The sequence below is a fragment of the Bosea sp. PAMC 26642 genome (assembly GCF_001562255.1).
Lineage (GTDB): Bacteria > Pseudomonadota > Alphaproteobacteria > Rhizobiales > Beijerinckiaceae > Allobosea.
This window is the reverse complement of record NZ_CP014301.1, coordinates 2,445,542-2,464,473: the sequence shown is the minus strand read 5'-3', so window position 1 is coordinate 2,464,473 and position 18,932 is coordinate 2,445,542. Positions and strand designations below refer to the sequence as shown.

Here is an 18,932-nt window from a genome sequence, read left to right as displayed (position 1 = left end):
CAGGTGAAAAACCGCTCATAACCTTACTTTCCGGCAGATTTCGGCGACGATTGCCGCCGTTTCGCGCCAACGCGGCAGCGTTGCCGCCGCTGCCCAGGCCGCGTCCGCCATGCCTGCACGACGGTCCTTATCATCAATCAGCGCCGTCAGGGCTTTTGCAAGCGCAGCGGCGTCGCCGGGCGGCACCTTGACGGCTGCGGCGTCCGGGACCGTCTCTGCGGCAGCACCGCCGGTGGTGCACAGGATCGGCAGGCCGCGCGCCAGCGCCTCGGTCAGCACCATGCCATAGCCCTCATAGAGCGAGGGCATGACGAAAAGGCCTGCGCCGTCATAGGCCCGCGCCAGCGTCGGCGTGTCGGCGGCACCCGTGAGCGCGATCCGATCGCTCAATCCGGCCGCCGCGATCTGGGCCTCCAGCGCGCGCGCCGTGCCGGGGGCGCGATCGGTCGCGCCGATGATCGTCAGCCGCCAGTCCCGATGCTTCAGGGTTTCGAGCGCCTCGACCAGCACGTCATAGGCCTTGCGCGGGATGAGCGAGCCGACAGCGAGCAGGTCCAGCGGCCCCGCCGTCGGTCCACCGGCCGCTCGGGCGGCGGCATCGACGCCGGGCACCGCGACCGCGATACGGTTTTCGTCCACTGCGAAATCCGCAACGAGGAGGCGCTTCGTCGTCGGGCTCGTGACCACGATCTCCCTGGCATAACGCAGAGCTGCGATCTCCCGCGCGATCAGGCTGTCCGCCTGGTTTGGCGTCAAGCCTGTCTCCAGACCGAGCGGGTGATGGACGAGTGCGACGACGCGCCCCGCAAGTCCCGCGGCGATGCTCTCGGGAAAGGCGCCATAGGCGAGGCCGTCGATCAGCAGCACGCTGTCGAAGGGCTGCGACACGATCAGCCGGCCGGTCTCGGCGAGATCGTCCGGCGTCGGGTTCGGGAACGAGCGGGGCAGAGCGAGGTGGCGCGCCGGGATACCGGCCGCCCGCCATTCCGCCAGCAAACGGCGGTCATAGGCATAGCCGCCGGTCGGCAGGTCGATGTCGCCGGGTATGGCGAAGACGATCTCGCTCACGCGAGAGAGCCCTCATAGCTGGCGCGCGCCAGATCGGTCTCGTGCAGAGTGACGCGAATTTTGGCGAGGCCCGAGCCGTCTTCGCCCAGCGCGCCGGATTTGGCCGCAGCAGCTATGGCATTGAAGACGTATTTGCACAGGAATTCGGTTGTGGTCAGAACGCCCTCGAATTGCGGCAGTATGTCGAGATTCTGGTAGTTCAGCGGCTTCAGCGTGCGGTTGAGCACGTCGAGCGCCGCCCCGATATCGACCACGACGTTCTGCGCCGTCAGCGTCTCGCGAAAGAAGGCGACATCGACCACGAAGGTTGCACCGTGCATGTTCTGCGCCGGGCCGAAGAACGGGTCGGGCAGGGAATGGCCGATCATGATGCGGTCACGGACTTCGACGGAAAACATGCGGAGGTTCCTGATTGTTTGTCGACGCTACGGCGGATGCTCAGCTTGACGACAGCGGCCGCTGGCCGAGCGATTGCGACAGACGCAGCAGATAGCCGTCGGGATCCTGGACGAGGAACTGACGCACGCCGGTCTCGTAACTGTCGACCCGATACCAGCGTTCCTCGGGTCCGAAGAAGATAGGCCAGCCTGCCGTGCCTAACGATGTCAGCAGGATATCGAGATCAGCGACGGTGATCTCGAAGTTGATGCCGCGGCCATATGGCCTCTCGCGTGCGCCGGTCGTCCAGATGCCGAGCCGTTCGTCCGGGCCGGTATCGTATTCCTCCAGCATGAATTCGACGCCGTCTCGCTCGATGGCTGCGAAGCCCTGTTCGGGCCGATCGTAGAGGACACGGAAGCCGAGGAGGTCGCGCCAGAAGACGAGGCTTTCCGGAAGCGAGGTGATGTTGAGTTCCGGCACGAGAGCGGGGCGCGGATGTGAGCGGGGGGCGTTCATGGCCATCCTCAATAGCGCAAGACAGCCGTAAGGCCAGCAGCACCCGGCGCGAACAGCGCCGGCATGTGCGCTGGGGCCTCTGCGAAGGCAACCTCCTCGGTGATCAGCGCGTCGAGCCGGTCGTCGGCAAGGAGCGCCATAGCGACCTGGCTGCGGCGGGCATAACCCCAGCGCGATCGGCGGGAGGGTGCGATCTGGCCGACCTGCGAGGAGATAAGCTGCAACCTTTTCGCATGGAAGGCGCCGCCGAGCGGAGCCTGGACCGTGCCTTCGCCATACCAGCTCAATTCGACGATGCGGGCCTCGAAGCCGGCGGCCGCGATCGCGGTGGCGAGGCCGGCGGCCGAGGCGCTAGTGTGGAAGACGATGTCGGCATCGCCGGGCGCGTCGGCAGGCAAGGCGAAGGCGAAGCCGAGATTTTTCGCGAGTTCGGCCCGGGCCGGATCGATATCGACCAGTGTCACCTCCGCGCCCGGCAATCTCGCCGCCAGCCAGGCAACGAGCAGGCCGAGCACGCCGCCGCCGACCACGATGATGCGGTCTCCCGGACCGGAGCCTGCGTCCCAGTGGGCGTTCAGCGCGGTCTCCATGTTCGCCGCCAGCACGGCCCGGCGTGCCGGTACGGCTTCGGGCACGATCGTCAGGCGGTCGCGGGGTACGACGAAACGGTCCTGATGTGGGTGGAGGCAGAAGACGGTCTTGCCTATTATATCGGTCGGTCCCGCATCCACGCGCCCGACCGCGCAGTAGCCGTACTTCACCGGAAAGGGGAACGCGCCGTCCTGAAAGGGGGCCCGCATACGCTCATATTCGCTTTCGGGAACGCGGCCCTCGAAGACGAGGCGCTCGGTGCCGCGGCTGATGCCGCTCCAAAGCGTCTCGACCAGGCAGTCGTCCGGGCCCGCCTGCGGCAATTCGAGAGCGTTCAGCGCGCATTCACCCTGGCCGACATACCAGAGCGCGGTCGCCTTGAGACTTGCTCCCTGGATCATTGCCGGCTTTACCTCCCGCGCCATCCCGAGTCGTTTCCCGTCCTCGACCATCCCGCCGCGCCCGATCGCATGACCGAGACAGCCATGAACGAGCGCACCGCTCCGACCACGTTCCCGCTACCGGCGCAAGAGGCTACGGTATCGCGCGATCTGACACCGGCCGGCGTGCAGACGACCGCGATGCTGAGCGCGCGGCGCTGGCTCGTGCTGGCGCTCAACCTCCTGACGCTGGGCGCGCTGCTGCTGGGGCTGGCGCAGGTTCTGGGTGCGGGCGGCTGGACCGTAACCGATGTCGTGATCTTCGTCGCTTTCCTGTTCGGCGCGCCCTGGACCGTGCTGGGTTTCTGGAACGCCGTGATCGGGCTCTGGCTGCTGCATGGTGCGGATGACGGCATCGAGCAGGTTGCGCCCTTCATGGCCGATGGCGAGGTCGCGACACCGATCGCGATCCGCACCGCGGTCCTGATGACGCTTCGCAACGAGGATCCGGCGCGCGCCTTCGCGCGGCTGCGCGTCGTCAAGGACAGTCTCGACGCGACGGGCGAGGGCGCCTGGTTCGACTATTTCATCCTCTCCGACAGCAACGATCCGGTGGTCGCGGCCTCGGAAGAACTGTTGGCGGCGGAGTGGGCACGCGAGATCGGGGAGGGCGCGCGCGTCACCTATCGCCGCCGCACCGACAATGCCGGCTTCAAGGCCGGCAATGTCCGCGAGTTCTGCGAGCGCTGGGGCGAGCGTTACGAGGTCATGTTGCCGCTCGACGCCGACAGCGTGATGTCGGGCGAGGCGATCGTGAAGTTGACCCGGATGATGCAGGCGCATCCGAAGCTCGGCATCCTGCAGAGCCTCGTCGTGGGGATGCCGAGCCAATCCGCGTTTGCGCGCATCTTCCAGTTCGGCATGCGCCACGGCATGCGGCCCTACACGATGGGCTCGGCCTGGTGGATCGGCGAATGCGGGCCGTTCTGGGGGCACAATGCCTGCGTCCGGATCGCGCCGTTCCGCGACGGCTGTCATCTTCCCGTGTTGCCCGGCGCCGGACCGCTGGGCGGGGCGGTGATGAGCCATGACCAGGTCGAGGCGACGCTGATGCGCCGGGCCGGCTATGAGGTCCGCGTGATGCCCGTCGAGATGGGCAGCTGGGAGGAAAACCCGCCGACCATGCTCGAATTCGCCAAGCGCGACCTGCGCTGGTGCCTCGGCAACCTGCAATATCTCAAGCTGCTCGATCTGCCCGGCCTGAAGGCGATGAGCCGTTTCCAGCTTATCTGGGCGGTCCTGATGTTTCTGGGCCTGCCGGCCTGGACGCTGATGATCGCGCTGCTGCCGGTCAAGGTGATCGAGGATGCCGGGATTGCGGGCTATCCCTCGGGGCTGGCCGCCTCACTCTATGTGCTGTTCTTCGCGATGTACCTGTCTCCCAAGCTCGCCGGCTTTGCCGACATCTTGCTGAGCAAGGGCGGCACTCTGCGCTATGGCGGCACAGGCCGGTTCGTCGCGTCTGCGTTGATAGAAGTGGTCTTCGCCTTCCTGCAGGGCGCGGTCTCGACCTTCCGGACGACTTTGTTCATGATCGGCCTCGTCTTCGGCCGCGCAAAGATCGGCTGGAATGGACAGTCGCGCGACGCGCATGCGCTGTCCTTCGCCACCGCCTTTGCCGGCCTGTGGCCGCATCTGCTGTTCGGGATCTACATCTTTGCCAGCCTTCTCGTGCTGTCGCCGACCGTGCTGCTCTGGTCGCTGCCGCTGACGGCCGGCTATGTGTTGGCGATCCCGTTTGCGATGGTCACGGCCCTGCCGGCGGTCGGGCGCTGGTTCGCGCGGCGGGGGCTGTGCGGCATCCCGGAGGATTTCGATCCGCCAGCCGTGCTGAGCGCGATCCAGAGCGTGGCCGCACGATGAGCGCCGTGGCCTATCCGAAGGGGACGGCCAAGGCGGTTTCGCGCTCCCTGCGCGTCTATCACGGCAACGCCGCGCGGAACGCGGCGATGGATGCGCTCTACGGCCAATTCATCAAGGCGGGCGATCTCGCCTTTGACATCGGTGCCCATGTCGGCGACCGAGTCTCGTCGTTCCGTCGCTTGGGTGCGCGCGTCGTGGCGCTGGAGCCCCAGCCCGGGCCGGCGCGCGCCATCCGCCTGATCCATGGCCGAGACCCGCAGGTCACGCTGGTCCAGGCCGCCTGCGGTGACCGGGAGGGCTCGGTGACGCTGAGGATCAATAGCGCAAACCCCACGGTCTCGACAGCCTCGGACGCTTTCGTCGGCGCGGCGCGCGGGGCAGAGGGATGGGACGATCAGGTCTGGGACCACGAGATCGATGTGCCCTGCACCACGCTCGATCATCTGATCGCGCGCCATGGTATGCCGGCGCTGGTCAAGATCGACGTCGAAGGGTTTGAGGCGCATGTGCTGGCCGGGCTCACCAAAGCGGTGCCGGTGGTCTCCTTCGAGTTCACCACGATCCAGCGCGATGTGGCCGAGGCCTGCCTGGCGCTTCTGGAAATGCTCGGTCCCTACCGCTTCAACGTCGCGCTGGGGGAGAGCCAGGTGCTGGAACTGGTCCAGCCGATCGGCGCCGAGGCGATGGGCCGGTATCTGCGCGATCTGCCACATGAGGCGAATTCGGGCGATGTGTATGCGGTGCTGGAGCAGGGATGAGCCGCTCAGCGCACCGGACTCGAACCGATGTCGCTTGCCGTATGTCGCACAGCGACGATAACGATGTCGGTGGCAGTTACCCGATAATACAGGGCATAAGGATACGGGCTGGCGAAGATCTGCCGGACGCCCATTATTGCTGTCATTGGGCCGGCCAACGGGTGTTTCCGAAGAAGCGACGTTTTGGCCTTGATCCGGCGTTGGACCTGACGCGCACCACGCGGCGACTGACCGGCGATAAAATCGAGCGTAGCGTCAAGCTCTTGCAAAGCCTCGGTCGTATAGCGAAGCTTCACAGCCCGTGCTTGCGCCAGACTGCGGCCACTTCTTCGTCTGTTGCGAATGCTCCGCAGTCGGCCTGTTCGAGCGACTTTCTGAGCGAAGCAATGAAATCGAGTGACAAAGCGGCAGGCTTCTGCCCGCCATCGGTTGCGGCGATAATCAAGTGTGCGAGTTCATCCTGCCGCTCCGGCGGCAACGCACGGGCGGCCTCGACCGCAAATTTGAAAAGCTCCGTCATCCACTTACTTTAAACGAGGATTGCGGTTTGCGCCAATATCCCACTTCCCTGCTCGTCATCGAATAAGCCTTTCAAGGACAGATCATGGCCTTCTCCCTTCGTATCGTCAGCTTGGTCCTCGCGTTTGTCGCCTCGCCCGCCCTCGCCGCCAGCGATGTCGCCGTCGAGGTGAAGAACGAGTCCGAGCCGGTGACTTGCGCCGAGAAGGACAACGTCACCATCAAGGCGATCTCGCCCGAGGTTCGGCGCTTCCAGATCGAGGCGGCCCATCCGGCCTATATCGCCGGCCTCGTGCGCGACAACTGGGACGCCGACTGGGCGAACTGCGACATGACGGGCGATCCCGTATTCGCCGCACCGGTGCCGCCGCGCCGCGTGACCTTCTACGAGAGCATCGACTACTGGCTGGTCGGCTACACCTTCCCGACCTTCTGGCGTCCGGCCGACACGACCTTCAAGGTCGGCGACAGGGTCGAGAAGGGGCTGCATCTCGTGCAGCTCTGGAAGCTCGGCAAGGACAAGTCCTACGAGGTGCTGGTGGTCTATCCGCAGGACGGCTACTGGCGCGCCCGGCCGATGCCGCCGCAGCATCTGGGCTTCTCCTCCTATGGTTCGTCCTTCCTGTTCGGGCCGATCGAGCAGGATGGCGCCCGGCCGGTGGTGAACATCAGGGAGATCGAGTTCGACCCGAAGACGACCTCGTTCAAGATGAACTTCAAGGACGGCTCGGCGGGCACGCTGACGATGGCCGATGTCGATGAGAACCGCATGGTGCTGGACGCCGTGCTCGACAAGACCGTCACCGGCGGCAAGGGCTTCCTGGCGCTGCGCTCGATGTATGTCACCGAGTTCAACAACGATGTGGCCCGCATCGCCATTCGCGAGCCCGGCGCCAAGGGCTGGCGCGAGGAGCCGCTGATGCCGTTCTCCGGTGGCAAGGCGACCGATGTCTGGATGGGCCGCACCACGCATTCGCGCCACAACACCTCCTCGCCCGACATGGTCTTCCGCAACTTCTCGAAAGACCCCAATCCGCCGGCGAAGCCTGAGAAGAAGTGAGGCGAAGCACTACGAATGGTCGTCATTCCGGATCGGCGCGGCTTTGCCGCTTGTCCGGAATGACGCCGCGAGGCGATCCGGAGGAACGCGATCCCGCTTTCATGCGTTCGGCCATGACGGCCGGCACTCTTCGCGCTAGCCTGCCCGTCCTGTTCCAGCTTCGAGGCCGCCATGCCGCGCTTTGCCGCAAATCTGTCGATGATGTTCACCGAATGGGAGTTTCTGGACCGGTTCAAGGCCGCATCGAATGCGGGCTTCGAGGCCGCGGAGTTTCTGTTCCCCTATGAGCATCCGCCGGAAAAGGTCGGCCTTGCACTCGTCGGTGCCGAGCTCGAACAGGCGCTGTTCAACCTGCCGCCGGGCGATTTCGCCAAGGGCGAGCGCGGCATCGCGGCGCTTGCCGGTCGCGAGGAGGAGTTCCGTGCCGGGATCGACACGGCGCTGGCCTATGTGCATGAGACCGGGGTCAAGCGGCTGCACATGATGGCGGGGCTGGCCGATCCCGCCGACGTCAGCGCGCAGGCGATCTATCGCGCCTCGATCGCCTACGCCGCCGACAGGCTGGCCGAGCACGGCATCGACCTGCTGCTGGAACCGATCAACGGCAGGGACATGCCGGGCTATTTCCTCAACGATTTCGACCAGGCTGCCGCCTATGTCCGCGAATCCGGGCGGCCGAACGTCAAGCTGCAGTTCGACATGTATCATTGCGAACTGATCCATGGCGACGTTTCGGGCAAGCTGAAGGCCCTGTTCCCACTCGTGGGCCATGTCCAGATCGCCCGCGCCGCTGGGCGCCACGAACCCGACGCCTCGGGACCGGACTATCCGCTCCTGTTCGCCGAACTCGATGGACTCGGCTATGACGGCTTCGTCGGCTGCGAATACCGGCCGCAGGCCGGCACGCTGGAAGGGCTCGGCTGGTTCTCGGACTACCGCAAGCCCGACCTGCACAAGCCCGACATCCGGGACATCGTCTGATGGCAGACTTCGTCTATCCGGTTCTGGTCGCCGATATCGGTGGCACGAATTGTCGTCTCTCGCTGGTGCCCGAGGCTGGCGCGCCGCACGAATCGCTGGCGCGGATCGGCACGGGCTCACACGCCACGCCTGAAGCGGCGTTCGAATCGGTGCTTTCGACGCTTTCGGAGCGTCCTCGCTCCGCGGTGCTGGCCGTGGCAGGCCCACTCGACGGGCGTAGCGCGCAGCTGACTAATGCCGGCTGGCATTTCGACGGGGCCGCGATAGCAAGCGCGCTCTCGCTGGAACAGGGACTGCTGGTCAATGATTTCGAGGCGCTGGCGGCTTCGCTTGCCGTGCTTGGCGAAAAGGATGTCACGACGCTGGTGCCCGGCCGCCCCGAAGCCGAGGGCCTGCGCCTCGTGCTCGGACCCGGCACCGGGTTCGGGGCGGCGGCGCTGCTGCGGCGCGGCGACAGGGGCGTTCTGGTTCCGACCGAGTCCGGCCATATCGGCGTCGGGCCCGAAGACCCGACCGAGGAGAAGATCTGGCCGGCGCTTGCCGCCGACCTGCCGCGCGTCACGGTCGAAAGCCTGCTCAGTGGGGATGGGCTGGTGCGCTTTCACCGCGCGGTCGCCAGCCAGTCGCGGATGCTCGAGCCCGATGTCAGTGCAGCCGACGTGACGACCCTGGCGCTCGACGGCGATCCTGTGGCGCTGATGGCGGTGGTCTGTTTCTGGCGGCTGCTGGCGCGTGTCGCGGGCGATCTGGCGCTCGCCTTCAAGGCCACGGGCGGCGTCTATATCGCCGGCGGGATCGTGCCCCGCCTGCTCCCGCTTGCCGATCCGGCGACGATCCGGGCCGTATTCTGCGGCAAGCCGCCGATGGAAGATCTTACCTCGCGCTTCGCGCTTCACGTCATCACGGCGCACGACGCGGCCGAACAAGGGCTGGCGGCGATCGCGGCCGCGCCGGAGCGTTTCGGACTGGACGACCCCGCGCGGCTATGGTCTGCGTGAGCGCCTGAGCTCCAGCACGCCAAAGGCCTCCTCCCGCTTGTTCCAGCTCCATGGCATCCAAGCGCTGCGCGCCATCGCGGCCTTCATGGTCGCGGTGCATCACGTCCAGTACGATGCGACGGCGTTGGCGCAGCGCGCCGGAACAACTTTCTCGCCGTCGACCGTGCTACCCTGGATGGCCGGGGTCGACATCTTCTTCGTCGTCTCCGGCTTCATCATGGTCCATGCCTCGGCCGGGCTGTCTGGCAAGCCGGGCGGCGCGAGGCTTTTCATGGAGCGGCGGCTCGCGCGCATCGTGCCGCTCTACTGGGCCGCGACGACGCTGTTCCTGCTGATCGGGCTCATCCTGCCCGGCGCCCTGAACTCCAGCGTACCCAATGGAGGGCAGGTCGCCGCCTCCTATCTGTTCTGGCCGAGCGTCTCGACGGTCGGGCTCGTCCAGCCGGTCTATTCGCTGGGCTGGACGCTCAACTACGAGATGCTGTTCTACGCACTGTTCGCCGCAGGGCTTGCGTTGCCGGCCGGCTGGTCTCTGCCGGCCATCGGGGCGGCGCTTGCGATTCTGGTCGGGGCCGAGGCGCTCGCCGGGCCGCTGCCCTTGCCGTTCGGATTCTGGGGCCAGCCGATCGTGCTTGAATTCGCCATTGGCATGGGGTTGGCGCTGCTCTGGCGAGGGGGGCTGCGGCTGCGGCAACCGCTTCGCCTTGCCGTTGCGACCGGCGGAGCTGCGCTCCTGGTTGCCGGACAATATGCGCCGTGGAGCGGTGTGTGGAGCAGTTTTGCCCTGCATGGCTCGGCCGCGGCATTGCTCGTCCTGGCGGCAGCGTCCGGCGAGGCACGCTTTGAGCCGTCCTTGCTGATGCGTGTGCTGGGGTCGGTCGGCGATGCGTCCTATGCGCTCTATCTCGTCCACCCTTTCGTGATCCGGGGCCTGCGCGAGGTTTTCGTGCATTCGGGCTTCGGCTCACCTGTGGTTTTCATCGCGCTGGCGCTCGCAGGCTCGGTCATGGCTGCGCTTGCCGTGCACCACGGCTTCGAGCGACCGGCGACGCGCTGGATCAGGCAAAAGCTCGACGCCTGACGCTAGCGCAACCGCAATCCCTTCAGCGACTGCCCGACCACGCCGCCGGCCTTGCGGCGCTCGCCGCGTTTGGCCTTGATCGCGGCGACATCCTCGGGCTGCGGGTAGCGGCCGCGCTCCAGCAGTTCGAGCGTGTATTCCTCATAGGTCAGGCCGAGTTCCTCGGCGCGCTCCTGGCGGCGCAGCGCGATTGCCGGCGGCTTGCGCCAGGCGCGGCGATGGGCGCTGCGCCATTCGAAATAGCGGTCGATCTCGCCCTTGCCCCATTCCGGCTCGTGCGGCGGCTCCTCCAGCGGCGGGCCGCCATTGCCGCCGATGCCGGCACGATCCTGGTTGCGGGTGCGGGGCCGTCTGCTCACGGGCGGATCGCCTGAATGGGGATGTCGGCACCATCATAGCGTTGATGCTGCGTCGCACCAGATGGCAGCAAGCGCAGCGCAATGCGTGACAGCAGGGCCGCTACGGGCTATCCCGCCACCTCCTCCACACGGATACGTCATGGCCCCCTTGCTCCATCTGCGCGATGTCGCGCTCACCTTCGGCGGACAGCCGCTGCTCGAAGCAGCCGAGATCGCGGTCTCGGCCGGCGAGCGCGTCTGCCTCGTCGGGCGCAACGGTTCTGGCAAATCGACGCTGCTGAAGATTGCGGCGGGCCTCGTCGATCCCGACAAGGCGGAGCGTTTCGTGCAGCCGGGCTCGACCATCCAGTACCTGCCGCAGGAGCCGGACTTCACCGGCTACAAGACCTCGCTCGCCTATGTCGAGGCGGGCCTGGGACCCGGCGACGACCACTATCGCGCGCAGTATCTCGTCTCCGAACTCGGCCTGACCGGCGAGGAGGACCCCGCCACCATGTCGGGCGGTGAATCGCGCCGGGCGGCGCTGGCGCGCGTGCTGGCGCCCGAGCCCGACATCCTGCTGCTCGACGAGCCGACCAACCATCTCGACCTGCCCGTGATCGAATGGCTGGAGCAGGAGCTGAAATCGCTGCGCTCGGCGATGGTCCTGATCAGCCATGACAGGCGCTTTCTCACCTCGCTGTCGCGGGCGACGATCTGGCTCGATCGCGGCCTGACCCGGCGCATGGACAAGGGTTTTGGCGAGTTCGAGGCCTGGCGCGACGAGGTTCTGGCCCAGGAGGAGCTCGACCGGCACAAGCTCGACCGCAAGATCGCACGCGAGGAAGACTGGCTGCGCTACGGCGTCAGCGCGCGGCGGACGCGCAACCAGCGGCGGCTCGGCGAACTGCACGGCCTGCGCGAACAGCGCCGCACGGCGCGCAGTTCCGTCGGCAATGTCAGGCTGGAGGCCAGCGACGCGCAGACCTCGGGCAAGCTGGTGATCGAGGCGGTCAACGTCGCAAAAGCCTTCGGCTCGAACGTCGTGATCAAGGATCTCTCGCTGCGCGTCGCGCGGGGCGACCGGATCGGCATCGTCGGCCCCAACGGTGCGGGCAAGACGACACTGATCAACCTGCTGACCGGTGCGCTCGCGCCCGATTCCGGCACGGTGAAGCTCGGTGTCTCGCTCAACATGGTGACGCTGGACCAGCGCCGCGAAAGTCTCGATCCGGCGACGCCGCTCGGCGATGCTCTGACAGGCGGCGGCTCCGATCAGGTCATGGTCGGCGACACGCCGCGCCATGTCATCGCCTATATGAAGGACTTCCTGTTCCAGCCGCTGCAGCGGCGCACGCCGGTCGGCGCGCTGTCTGGCGGCGAGCGCGGCCGGCTGATGCTGGCGCGGGCGCTGGCTAAACCCTCCAACCTGCTGGTGCTGGACGAGCCGACCAACGATCTCGACCTGGAGACGCTCGACCTGCTGCAGGAACTGCTGGCCGATTATCAGGGCACCGTGCTGCTGGTCAGCCATGATCGCGACTTCATCGACCGTGTCGTCTCGGCGACGCTGATCTCCGATGGCGACGGCGTCTGGACCGAATTCGCCGGAGGTTACACCGACATGATAGCCCAGCGCGGGCGCGGCGTGGGTGCCAAGGCGCGGGTCGTTGCAGGCAAGGGCGCCGTCGAAGAGGCCATGCCGACGATCGCGGCGCCGGCCCTGGTCAACAAGCGCAAGCTCTCCTTCAATGAGAAGCACGCGCTGGAGACGCTGCCCAAGCGCATCGAGGTGCTGCAGGCCGAGGCCGCCAAGCTGAGTGCGGCGATGGCAGGCGATCTCTACACCCGCGACCCGAAGCTGTTCGCCAAGGCGACGACCCGGCTGGAAGAGGTGACGCGCGAGATCGGGCAGGCGGAGGAGCGCTGGCTGGCGCTGGAGATGCTCAGCGAGGAGATAGGGGCCTGATCGCAGGTGAGTCCGGGCGCGGGGAACCCTCTCCCGGAGGGAGAGGGCAGGGTGAGGGGTCGGCCCTTCAACGCCGCTGCCGTGACCTCACCGCTGCCTCGTCCTGGTATCTGCGCCTTGCTGGTTCAACGTCCGTCACCTCACCCCTGCCCCTCTCCTTACAGGAGAAGGGTTCTTCCAGTGCCTGACACAACCAGCCCGCCATACGATTTCCGTCTCGAGCCGATCGCGAAAACGCATTTGTTGATGCGGCGGAATCTCCGCAAAGATCGCCGCACAACAAAAGGCGAGGATACGCGATGAGACTGAAGGGCAAGACGGCGCTGATCACCGGCGCGGCGCAGGGGTTCGGCTTCGGCATCGCCGAAACCTTCGTGCGCGAGGGCGCGCGGGTCGCGGTGCTCGACCTGAACGGCGAGAAGGCCAAGGAAGCGGCGAAGGCGATCGGGCGCAAGGCGTTCGCCGTCACCTGCGACGTCGGCAAGGGCAAGAGCGTCGACAAGGCCGTCGAGAAGGTGATCGCGAAGTTCGGCCGGCTCGATATCGTCGTCAACAATGCCGGCACCACGCATCGTAACAAGCCGATGATCGAGGTGACCGAAGAGGAATTCGACCGCGTCTTCGACGTCAATGTGAAGGCGATCTACCTGATGGCGAAGGCGACCATCCCGCATTTTCGCGAGCATGGCGGTGGCGTCGTCCTGAACATCGGCTCGACGGCCGGCCTGCGGCCGCGCCCGGGCCTGACCTGGTACAACGGCTCGAAGGCCGCGGCGAACCTGATCTCGCAGTCGATGGCTGTCGAACTCGCGCCCGACCGCATCCGCGTCAACGCGATCGCGCCGGTGGCGGGCGAGACGCCGCTGCTGGCGACCTTCATGGGCGAGGACACGCCCGAGAAACGGGCGCAGTTCAAGAGCGTCATTCCGTGGGGCCGCTTCTCGACGCCGCAGGACATCGCCAATGCGGCGCTGTTCCTGTGTTCCGACGAGGCCGAAATGGTGACGGGGTCGGTGTTGGCGGTGGATGGCGGGCGCTGCGTCTGAGAGCGCTGTCATCCCGTGCGCGCTGCGGCACGCAGTGACGCTGCGCAGACACGGGACCGCGAGACGAGATCGCGCGATTCTCACTTCGGCCGCGGCAGAGGGAGCCTCTTGCTGACGACGGTCCCGCATCTGCGCAGCGTCACTGCGTGCCGCAGCGCGTGCGGGATGACACCCCTCACACCGGCTTCGTGTGAAGCGCGATTTCCTGGCGAAGTATCACCGTGCCGTCGGGCTCGAAGGCGCGCTGCTCGACGCTGATGTGCGGCGTGGCGCCGTCACCCTCGATCTTGAAGAGATGCCAGGCCGCCATCTCGCCATGACCCAGGGGACCGATCGAGGCCGAGGGGACGCCGACGATCGGGATGTCGCGCGCCGGCCCCGGCCGCCAGGCCAGGGAGAAGCGGTGGTTGTGGCCGTGCAGGATGAGATCGGCACCCTTGCGCTTCAGCATGGCCTCGAAGGCCTCGGCATCGACCAGTTCGCGCGAGCGGCGCGCACCGCCGACATAAGGGGGATGGTGGATCAGGATGACGCGGATCAGCCCCTCGTCGCGGGCGCGGTCGAGCAGGGCCTCGGTCTTGACCATCTGGGTGCGGCCGACGCGGCCCGTGGCCATCAGCGGCAAGGTCGGTACGCCGGTGTTGAGGCCGATGAGCGCTACCGGGCCGCTGCGGCGATACCAGGGATAGCCGGGTACGCCGTCATCGCCGCTGCACCAGGGGCCGAGATAATGGGCGACCGACTTGAGGGATGAGCGGGTATAGGCGTCGTGATTGCCGGGCACGAAGCTCACCGCCGCGCGCTCGCCCAGCGTGTCGAGGAAGGTGACGGCTGTCTTGAACTCGTTGGGCAGGCCGAGATGCGACACGTCGCCGGTGCAGGCCACGTGATCAGGGCTCTGGCCACGCAGATCGGCGACGATCAGCGCCAGGATCGCCATGTCATGCGCGTGCCGGCGGTTGCGCCGCCAGTTCACATAACCGGTGGCGCGCTTGCCCAGCAGATGATGCAGCGAGAACCGCGCGAGCGGGCCCAGATGCGGGTCGGACAGATGCGCGAGCTTGAACACGATCCTGCGTGCCCTCGCGATGCCCGTCCCGTCAAGCGCGGAGATGCGTCGTTGGCGACGCAGTCTCGCAAAGCGCCTGTCGAAGGCTCAGTTGGCGGCGCCGGTCAGTTCCGACACGATACGCGAATCGGTCAGGGTAAGAGCGGGCTTCCAGACATAGGCAGGCTTGGCCTGGAACCAGGCGGTGATGAAAGAGAGCAGCATGACGGTATTCCCCAGCAGTGAGGCTGGCCTTATCGGCCCGGTTTGCGGCGCGTTTGTGACGTAACGGAACCTAGAATGGGCCTCCGCCATGCGCCAATTGCATAGGCAATTCAGAGTTTTTTAGGATTTGGGCCTGAGATGCCGAAAAATCGACCGCCCGGAGCGGCGAACGACCCCCTAATCCGCGTTCGGTTGCGTGAGAGGGCGCTGAGGCGGCTGTTTCACCTCTATTTCCGCCTTTCGCGCGGCATGACGTTGGGCGTTCGCGGGGCCGTCCTGAACGAGGCCGGACAAGTCTTCCTCGTGCGTCACACTTATGTCGCGGGCTGGCATCTTCCGGGCGGCGGCGTCGAGGTCGGGGAGACGCTGGAGGACGCGCTCGCCAAGGAGCTGCGCGAAGAGGGGCTGATCCGCCTGACGGGGCCGGCAATGCTGCATGGCGTGTTCTTCAACCGCAAGATGTCGCGGCGCGACCATGTCGCGGTGTTCGTGGTGCGGGCGTTCGTGGTGGATGGCATCAAGCAGGCCGATCGCGAGATCGCGGAGGCAGGGTGGTTTTCGCTCGATGACCTGCCGGAGGGGACGACGGGCGCAACGCGGCGGCGGCTGGATGAGGTGACCGGGAGGGATGCGGTCGCCGCCGACTGGTGAGGCGCTGCCGTACCACGCCGGGAGCACTTTGTGTGGCGCGGGCCCTGCAATTGCTCTAACCTTTCTCATGCTGGGCTTGGGGGCTTGCCTGCCATGAGAGTTGCTCTGCTGTCGTTGGGAGCGGCATTTCTGGAGCCTGCCGCGGCGGGGCAGCTCGATTGCCTGATTGCGGCCCGCTATGAATGCTCGCAATCGGACTGCGCCGCGATCAAGGTCGAGCATGTCCACTTTGTCGATGAAGCGTCTGGCTTCTATTCGCGGTGCAACGCCTTGCAATGCGAGACGCTGCGCTTTTCTCCCCGCCGGACGGGATCGCGGCTGAGCATCGTCATGCCGGAGCAGGGCATCTTTGCCGATCTCGATCTCGGGACGATGACCTTCACCGAGATTCAACGTCACGACGATGCGGTATCGATCAGTTTCGGCCGTTGCGGGATACCGCAATAGCGATCTGCGCCACCGACGGCCGGACGTTGATCGGCGCGCGGGTGCCATGGACGCTCGCCCTATGCTCTGCTAGAGCCGCACCGTCATGACCAACGGGCAACAGCTTCTCCTGCGACGACCGGCGCGCTGAACGCACTTTCCGGCATGGCTGCTCGCGCGCCGTGCTCTCGCTTTCGCAGTCTTGCCCGTTCGCTGGTGCTTCACCCGTCATGACCTCCTTGCCCCTGACCATCCGCCGTGAGCTTCCCGCCGATTCCGCCGCGATCGAGCGGTTGCATGAGCGTGCCTTCGGGCCCGGCCGCTTCGCCCGCACCGCCTTCCGGCTGCGGGAGGGCGTGCCGCCCGATCCGAGGCTGAGTTTCGCGGCCCATGTCGGGACCTTCCTCGTCGGCTCGATCCGGGTCACGCCGGTTTCGGCCGGGGGGCATCAGGCGCTGATGCTCGGGCCGCTGACGGTCGATCCGGCCTTCGAGGGACGCGGCATCGGGGCCGCGCTGATGAACAGCTCGATCGATGCGGCGCGCGCGGCGGGGTACGACCTGATCCTGCTGGTGGGCGACGCGCCCTATTATGCCCGCTTCGGCTTCAGGCCGATCGTGCCCGGACAGCTCGTGCTGCCGGGGCCGGCCGATCCGGCGCGGTTCCTGGCGCTGGAACTGGTCGAGGGCGTGCTGGCGCAGCGCAGCGGGGCGGTGACGGCGATCCGGTGACGCGCTTTGTCATTCCGGGGCGCTGCGCAGCAGCGAACCCGGAACCCACGACGGGGAGAGCCCCTTCGAGACCCCACGGCAAGTGTATCGCCCGATCGTGGGTTCCGGGTTCTTCGCTTTGCGAAGCCCCGGAATGACAGAGGGGTCAGGCCTCGCTCTTCCGGTTGAACCTGCGGCCGCTCTCTCCGAGCCAGCCGGCGACGAGTGCGCCAAACAACAGGGCCAGCCCGATCAGGCCGATGAAGAGCGGCGAGACCGAGACGCCGCGCACGATGCCGGAATCACTGATGCGCAGGCCGATCCAATCCGCGCCGGAGAAGCCCGTACCCGCGCGTACCGGTACGATGCGGGGCACGCTGACGCCGGAGCCGATCTCCTGGCCGATGCGGCGCGAGGAGCCGCCGGTGGCCTCGGCGAGCGCCTGAAGCTGGCTCGGATTGCTGACCACCTCCATCATCTCGCGCGGGTTCTCCGGGCCGACGCTGGCGAAGGCGGTGAGGTTGTCGGCCGAGATGCGGTGCAAGCCGAATTCGCCGCTGGGAATGCGCGCGGTGAACAGGCCCGGCCGGCCGGGCTCCAGCGGCACGGAGCGCGACTGCCCATCGGGGCCGGTCAGGGTCAGCGCCGAGGGGGTGTCGCTCAAGGTCTGGCGTTCCACTTCGATGACGCCATTGCGCACCGAGGCGCGCAGGGCCTCCTCCTCAAGATCGGGCTCCTTCATCAGCCAGTGGCCGAGCCGGCGCAGCAGATCGAGATGTGGGCCGCCGTCGCGAAAACCGCGCGCCCAGAGCCAGGCATGGTCGGAGAGGAACAGAGCGACGCGGCCCTTCTGCTCGCGCGCCAGCATCAGCAGCGGCCGGTCGCCGGGGCCGGTCATGACGGGAGAGCCTGTCCGGGCCCGCGCCCCGACCATGCGCAGCCATTCGCCCCAGCGCGGCGGCTCCACCTCGGAGCCCGGCAGGTCGCGGGTCACAGGGTGGCGCTTGCCGGGCTCGCTGACGCGGGCGCGATAGGCCTCGTCGATCACCGTGCCGTCCGGCGCGGCGGGCAGGATCTGGCTGAGCGGCGTGCGCGAGAGCGACTGCGAGCCGGCATATTCCGGCCCCGCCGCGATCAGCAGAGCGCCGCCCTCGCGGACATAGCGGACGATGTTGTCGAAATAGACCAGCGGCAGGATCGACTGGTTCGCGTAGCGGTCGAAGATGATCAGGTCGAATTCCTTGATCTTGACCTGGAACAGCTCGCGCGTCGGAAAGGCGATCAGCGAGAGTTCGTTGATCGGCGTGCCGTCCTGCTTCTCCGGCGGTCGCAGGATGGTGAAGTGGACCAGGTCGATATTGGCGTCGGCCTTGAGCAGGTTGCGCCAGGTGCGCTCGCCGGGATGCGGCTCGCCCGAGACCAGCAGGACGCGCAACTTGTCGCGGACGCCGTCGATCGTCACGACAGCGCGATTGTTGACCAGCGTCAGCTCGTTGTCGAGCGGAGCGGCCTCGATCTCGACGACGTTGGGGCCGCCGCGGTCGATCCGGACCGGCACCGAGACGGTCTCGCCGGCGGTGACCTCGCGGCGTGCGATGATTTCGCCGTCGCGGCGGACGGTCAGCCCGGCGCGGCCCGGCCCGCCCTTCTCGATGACGCGCAGCCTTATGGTCTGGTCCTTACCGACGATGCCGAAGCGCGGCGAATCGACCAGCACGATGCGGCGGTCGATCTCGGCCTGGCGCCCGGTGGTCAGCACGTGCAGCGGCGCGCGCAACCCCATGGCCTCGGCATTGGGCGGGGCGTCATGCGCCAGCCCGTCGGTGATGACGATGGCGCCGGCGACACGCTCGGAGGGCAAGTCGGCGAGGCTCGCCGCCACCGCCTCGAACAGGCGTGTGCCGTCGCCGGACCCTTGTGCATCGCGGACCTCGACGATGCGGGATTCGACATTGGTGAGCCCGCGCAACTGGCGCTCGACCTCGGCTTGCGCGGCTTGGGTCTGCGCCGTGCGGTCGCCGAGCCGGTTCGAGGCCGAGCGATCGATCACCACCGAGACGACGTCCTTGACCGGCTCGCGATCCTCGAAGACGAGCGAGGGGTCGGCGAGCGTCAGCGTCAGCACGACGAGCGCGAACGCACGCAGGATCGCACTCTTGCCGGCAAGCACGATCGCCGCGCCGGCCGCCAGCGCCGCCAGCACGGCCAAGCCGATCAGCAGCGGCAGCGGGACGAGCGGCGCGAAGGAAAGGCTCCACATCAG

At 67.0% G+C, this 18,932-nt stretch carries 20 protein-coding genes; 11 read left to right on the top strand and 9 right to left on the bottom strand.

Going from position 1 to position 18,932, the window contains the following annotated elements:
• Positions 1-15 precede the first annotated feature (15 nt).
• The 4 genes from AXW83_RS11815 to AXW83_RS11800 are packed head-to-tail and all read right to left on the bottom strand — an operon-like array spanning position 16 to position 2,957.
• The gene (locus AXW83_RS11815; protein ID WP_066613729.1) at positions 16-1,068 is read right to left on the bottom strand and encodes a glycosyltransferase family 4 protein; all 1,053 of its coding nucleotides are present in this window, start codon (positions 1,066-1,068) and stop codon (positions 16-18) included.
• Positions 1,065-1,466 carry a 6-pyruvoyl trahydropterin synthase family protein gene (locus tag AXW83_RS11810; RefSeq protein WP_066613725.1) on the bottom strand — a complete coding sequence of 134 codons (402 nt, stop codon included), beginning with the start codon at positions 1,464-1,466 and terminating at the stop codon, positions 1,065-1,067. The genes AXW83_RS11815 and AXW83_RS11810 overlap by 4 nt, the downstream gene beginning before the upstream one ends.
• 40 nt (positions 1,467-1,506) lie before the next feature.
• Positions 1,507-1,965, bottom strand: coding sequence for a bleomycin resistance protein (locus AXW83_RS11805; protein ID WP_066620359.1), 459 nt, complete (start codon positions 1,963-1,965; stop codon positions 1,507-1,509).
• An 8-nt stretch (positions 1,966-1,973) separates the two neighbouring features.
• Complete coding sequence (locus AXW83_RS11800) at positions 1,974-2,957, bottom strand: zinc-dependent alcohol dehydrogenase (protein WP_066613723.1); 984 nt, start codon at positions 2,955-2,957, stop codon at positions 1,974-1,976.
• Positions 2,958-3,041: 84 nt separating this feature from the next.
• On the opposite strand from AXW83_RS11800, the gene mdoH reads away from it, so the two are divergent.
• Together mdoH and AXW83_RS11790 are read left to right on the top strand one after the other, a co-directional pair.
• Entirely contained in the window at positions 3,042-4,859 is a 1,818-nt protein-coding gene (gene mdoH / locus AXW83_RS11795) for a glucans biosynthesis glucosyltransferase MdoH (protein ID WP_066620358.1), read from the top strand.
• Between the two features lie 5 nt (positions 4,860-4,864).
• A complete protein-coding gene (locus tag AXW83_RS11790) occupies positions 4,865-5,617 on the top strand; it encodes an FkbM family methyltransferase (RefSeq protein WP_236841888.1) in 753 nt (250 codons plus the stop codon).
• 5 nt (positions 5,618-5,622) lie between these two features.
• Here AXW83_RS11790 and AXW83_RS11785 read toward each other — a convergent pair whose 3' ends face one another.
• Both AXW83_RS11785 and AXW83_RS11780 read right to left on the bottom strand, forming a co-directional pair.
• The gene (locus AXW83_RS11785; protein ID WP_066613720.1) at positions 5,623-5,913 is read right to left on the bottom strand and encodes a type II toxin-antitoxin system RelE/ParE family toxin; all 291 of its coding nucleotides are present in this window, start codon (positions 5,911-5,913) and stop codon (positions 5,623-5,625) included.
• Complete coding sequence (locus tag AXW83_RS11780) at positions 5,910-6,137, bottom strand: hypothetical protein (protein WP_066613719.1); 228 nt, start codon at positions 6,135-6,137, stop codon at positions 5,910-5,912. Before AXW83_RS11780 ends, AXW83_RS11785 begins: the two co-directional genes overlap by 4 nt.
• Before the next feature lie 84 nt (positions 6,138-6,221).
• Here AXW83_RS11780 and AXW83_RS11775 point away from each other — a divergent pair, with 84 nt between their 5' ends.
• The 4 genes from AXW83_RS11775 (at position 6,222) to AXW83_RS11760 (ending at position 10,256) form a co-directional block, all read left to right on the top strand.
• Entirely contained in the window at positions 6,222-7,196 is a 975-nt protein-coding gene (locus AXW83_RS11775; RefSeq protein ID WP_066613718.1) for a hypothetical protein, read from the top strand.
• A 171-nt stretch (positions 7,197-7,367) separates the two neighbouring features.
• On the top strand, positions 7,368-8,177 hold the full coding sequence (gene otnI, locus AXW83_RS11770; RefSeq protein WP_066613716.1) for a 2-oxo-tetronate isomerase: 810 nt from the start codon (positions 7,368-7,370) through the stop codon (positions 8,175-8,177).
• A complete protein-coding gene (locus tag AXW83_RS11765) occupies positions 8,177-9,175 on the top strand; it encodes a glucokinase (protein ID WP_066613713.1) in 999 nt (332 codons plus the stop codon). Before otnI ends, AXW83_RS11765 begins: the two co-directional genes overlap by 1 nt.
• Positions 9,176-9,212: 37 nt before the next feature.
• A complete protein-coding gene (locus AXW83_RS11760; protein ID WP_236841887.1) occupies positions 9,213-10,256 on the top strand; it encodes an acyltransferase family protein in 1,044 nt (347 codons plus the stop codon).
• Positions 10,257-10,258: 2 nt separating this feature from the next.
• On the opposite strand, the gene AXW83_RS11755 is transcribed toward AXW83_RS11760, so the two are convergent.
• Positions 10,259-10,615 carry a hypothetical protein gene (locus AXW83_RS11755; RefSeq protein WP_066613711.1) on the bottom strand — a complete coding sequence of 119 codons (357 nt, stop codon included), beginning with the start codon at positions 10,613-10,615 and terminating at the stop codon, positions 10,259-10,261.
• Between the two features lie 139 nt (positions 10,616-10,754).
• Here AXW83_RS11755 and AXW83_RS11750 point away from each other — a divergent pair, with 139 nt between their 5' ends.
• Together AXW83_RS11750 and AXW83_RS11745 are read left to right on the top strand one after the other, a co-directional pair.
• On the top strand, positions 10,755-12,563 hold the full coding sequence (locus tag AXW83_RS11750; protein ID WP_066613709.1) for an ABC-F family ATP-binding cassette domain-containing protein: 1,809 nt from the start codon (positions 10,755-10,757) through the stop codon (positions 12,561-12,563).
• Positions 12,564-12,862: 299 nt separating this feature from the next.
• Positions 12,863-13,609, top strand: coding sequence for a glucose 1-dehydrogenase (locus AXW83_RS11745; RefSeq protein ID WP_066613707.1), 747 nt, complete (start codon positions 12,863-12,865; stop codon positions 13,607-13,609).
• Between the two features lie 175 nt (positions 13,610-13,784).
• On the opposite strand, the gene AXW83_RS11740 is transcribed toward AXW83_RS11745, so the two are convergent.
• Positions 13,785-14,678, bottom strand: a complete 894-nt coding sequence (locus tag AXW83_RS11740; RefSeq protein ID WP_168166089.1) for a metallophosphoesterase family protein — start codon at positions 14,676-14,678, stop codon at positions 13,785-13,787.
• Between the two features lie 342 nt (positions 14,679-15,020).
• Between AXW83_RS11740 and AXW83_RS11735 the strand changes: the two genes are divergently transcribed.
• The 3 genes from AXW83_RS11735 (at position 15,021) to AXW83_RS11725 (ending at position 16,690) form a co-directional block, all read left to right on the top strand.
• A complete protein-coding gene (locus AXW83_RS11735; RefSeq protein WP_066613703.1) occupies positions 15,021-15,533 on the top strand; it encodes an NUDIX domain-containing protein in 513 nt (170 codons plus the stop codon).
• A 93-nt stretch (positions 15,534-15,626) separates the two neighbouring features.
• Entirely contained in the window at positions 15,627-15,980 is a 354-nt protein-coding gene (locus tag AXW83_RS11730; protein ID WP_156639955.1) for a hypothetical protein, read from the top strand.
• A gap of 209 nt (positions 15,981-16,189) precedes the next feature.
• Positions 16,190-16,690, top strand: a complete 501-nt coding sequence (locus AXW83_RS11725) for a GNAT family N-acetyltransferase (protein ID WP_066613701.1) — start codon at positions 16,190-16,192, stop codon at positions 16,688-16,690.
• A 145-nt stretch (positions 16,691-16,835) separates the two neighbouring features.
• Here AXW83_RS11725 and AXW83_RS11720 read toward each other — a convergent pair whose 3' ends face one another.
• A complete protein-coding gene (locus tag AXW83_RS11720) occupies positions 16,836-18,929 on the bottom strand; it encodes a hypothetical protein (RefSeq protein WP_066613700.1) in 2,094 nt (697 codons plus the stop codon).
• Between the last annotated feature and the right edge of the window lie 3 nt (positions 18,930-18,932).

What these genes read in the sequence shown, in the direction of transcription:
- AXW83_RS11750 (WP_066613709.1), top strand. Translation starts at nt 10,755, where the DNA reads ATGGCCCCCTTGCTCCATCTGCGCGATGTCGCGCTCACCTTCGGCGGA.
- AXW83_RS11775 (WP_066613718.1), top strand. Translation starts at nt 6,222, where the DNA reads ATGGCCTTCTCCCTTCGTATCGTCAGCTTGGTCCTCGCGTTTGTCGCC.
- AXW83_RS11805 (WP_066620359.1), bottom strand. Translation starts at nt 1,965, where the DNA reads ATGAACGCCCCCCGCTCACATCCGCGCCCCGCTCTCGTGCCGGAACTC.
- otnI (WP_066613716.1), top strand. Translation starts at nt 7,368, where the DNA reads ATGCCGCGCTTTGCCGCAAATCTGTCGATGATGTTCACCGAATGGGAG.
- AXW83_RS11765 (WP_066613713.1), top strand. Translation starts at nt 8,177, where the DNA reads ATGGCAGACTTCGTCTATCCGGTTCTGGTCGCCGATATCGGTGGCACG.
- AXW83_RS11810 (WP_066613725.1), bottom strand. Translation starts at nt 1,466, where the DNA reads ATGTTTTCCGTCGAAGTCCGTGACCGCATCATGATCGGCCATTCCCTG.
- AXW83_RS11800 (WP_066613723.1), bottom strand. Translation starts at nt 2,957, where the DNA reads ATGATCCAGGGAGCAAGTCTCAAGGCGACCGCGCTCTGGTATGTCGGC.
- AXW83_RS11720 (WP_066613700.1), bottom strand. Translation starts at nt 18,929, where the DNA reads ATGTGGAGCCTTTCCTTCGCGCCGCTCGTCCCGCTGCCGCTGCTGATC.
- mdoH (WP_066620358.1), top strand. Translation starts at nt 3,042, where the DNA reads ATGAACGAGCGCACCGCTCCGACCACGTTCCCGCTACCGGCGCAAGAG.
- AXW83_RS11780 (WP_066613719.1), bottom strand. Translation starts at nt 6,137, where the DNA reads ATGACGGAGCTTTTCAAATTTGCGGTCGAGGCCGCCCGTGCGTTGCCG.
- AXW83_RS11730 (WP_156639955.1), top strand. Translation starts at nt 15,627, where the DNA reads ATGAGAGTTGCTCTGCTGTCGTTGGGAGCGGCATTTCTGGAGCCTGCC.
- AXW83_RS11735 (WP_066613703.1), top strand. Translation starts at nt 15,021, where the DNA reads ATGCCGAAAAATCGACCGCCCGGAGCGGCGAACGACCCCCTAATCCGC.
- AXW83_RS11745 (WP_066613707.1), top strand. Translation starts at nt 12,863, where the DNA reads ATGAGACTGAAGGGCAAGACGGCGCTGATCACCGGCGCGGCGCAGGGG.
- AXW83_RS11725 (WP_066613701.1), top strand. Translation starts at nt 16,190, where the DNA reads ATGACCTCCTTGCCCCTGACCATCCGCCGTGAGCTTCCCGCCGATTCC.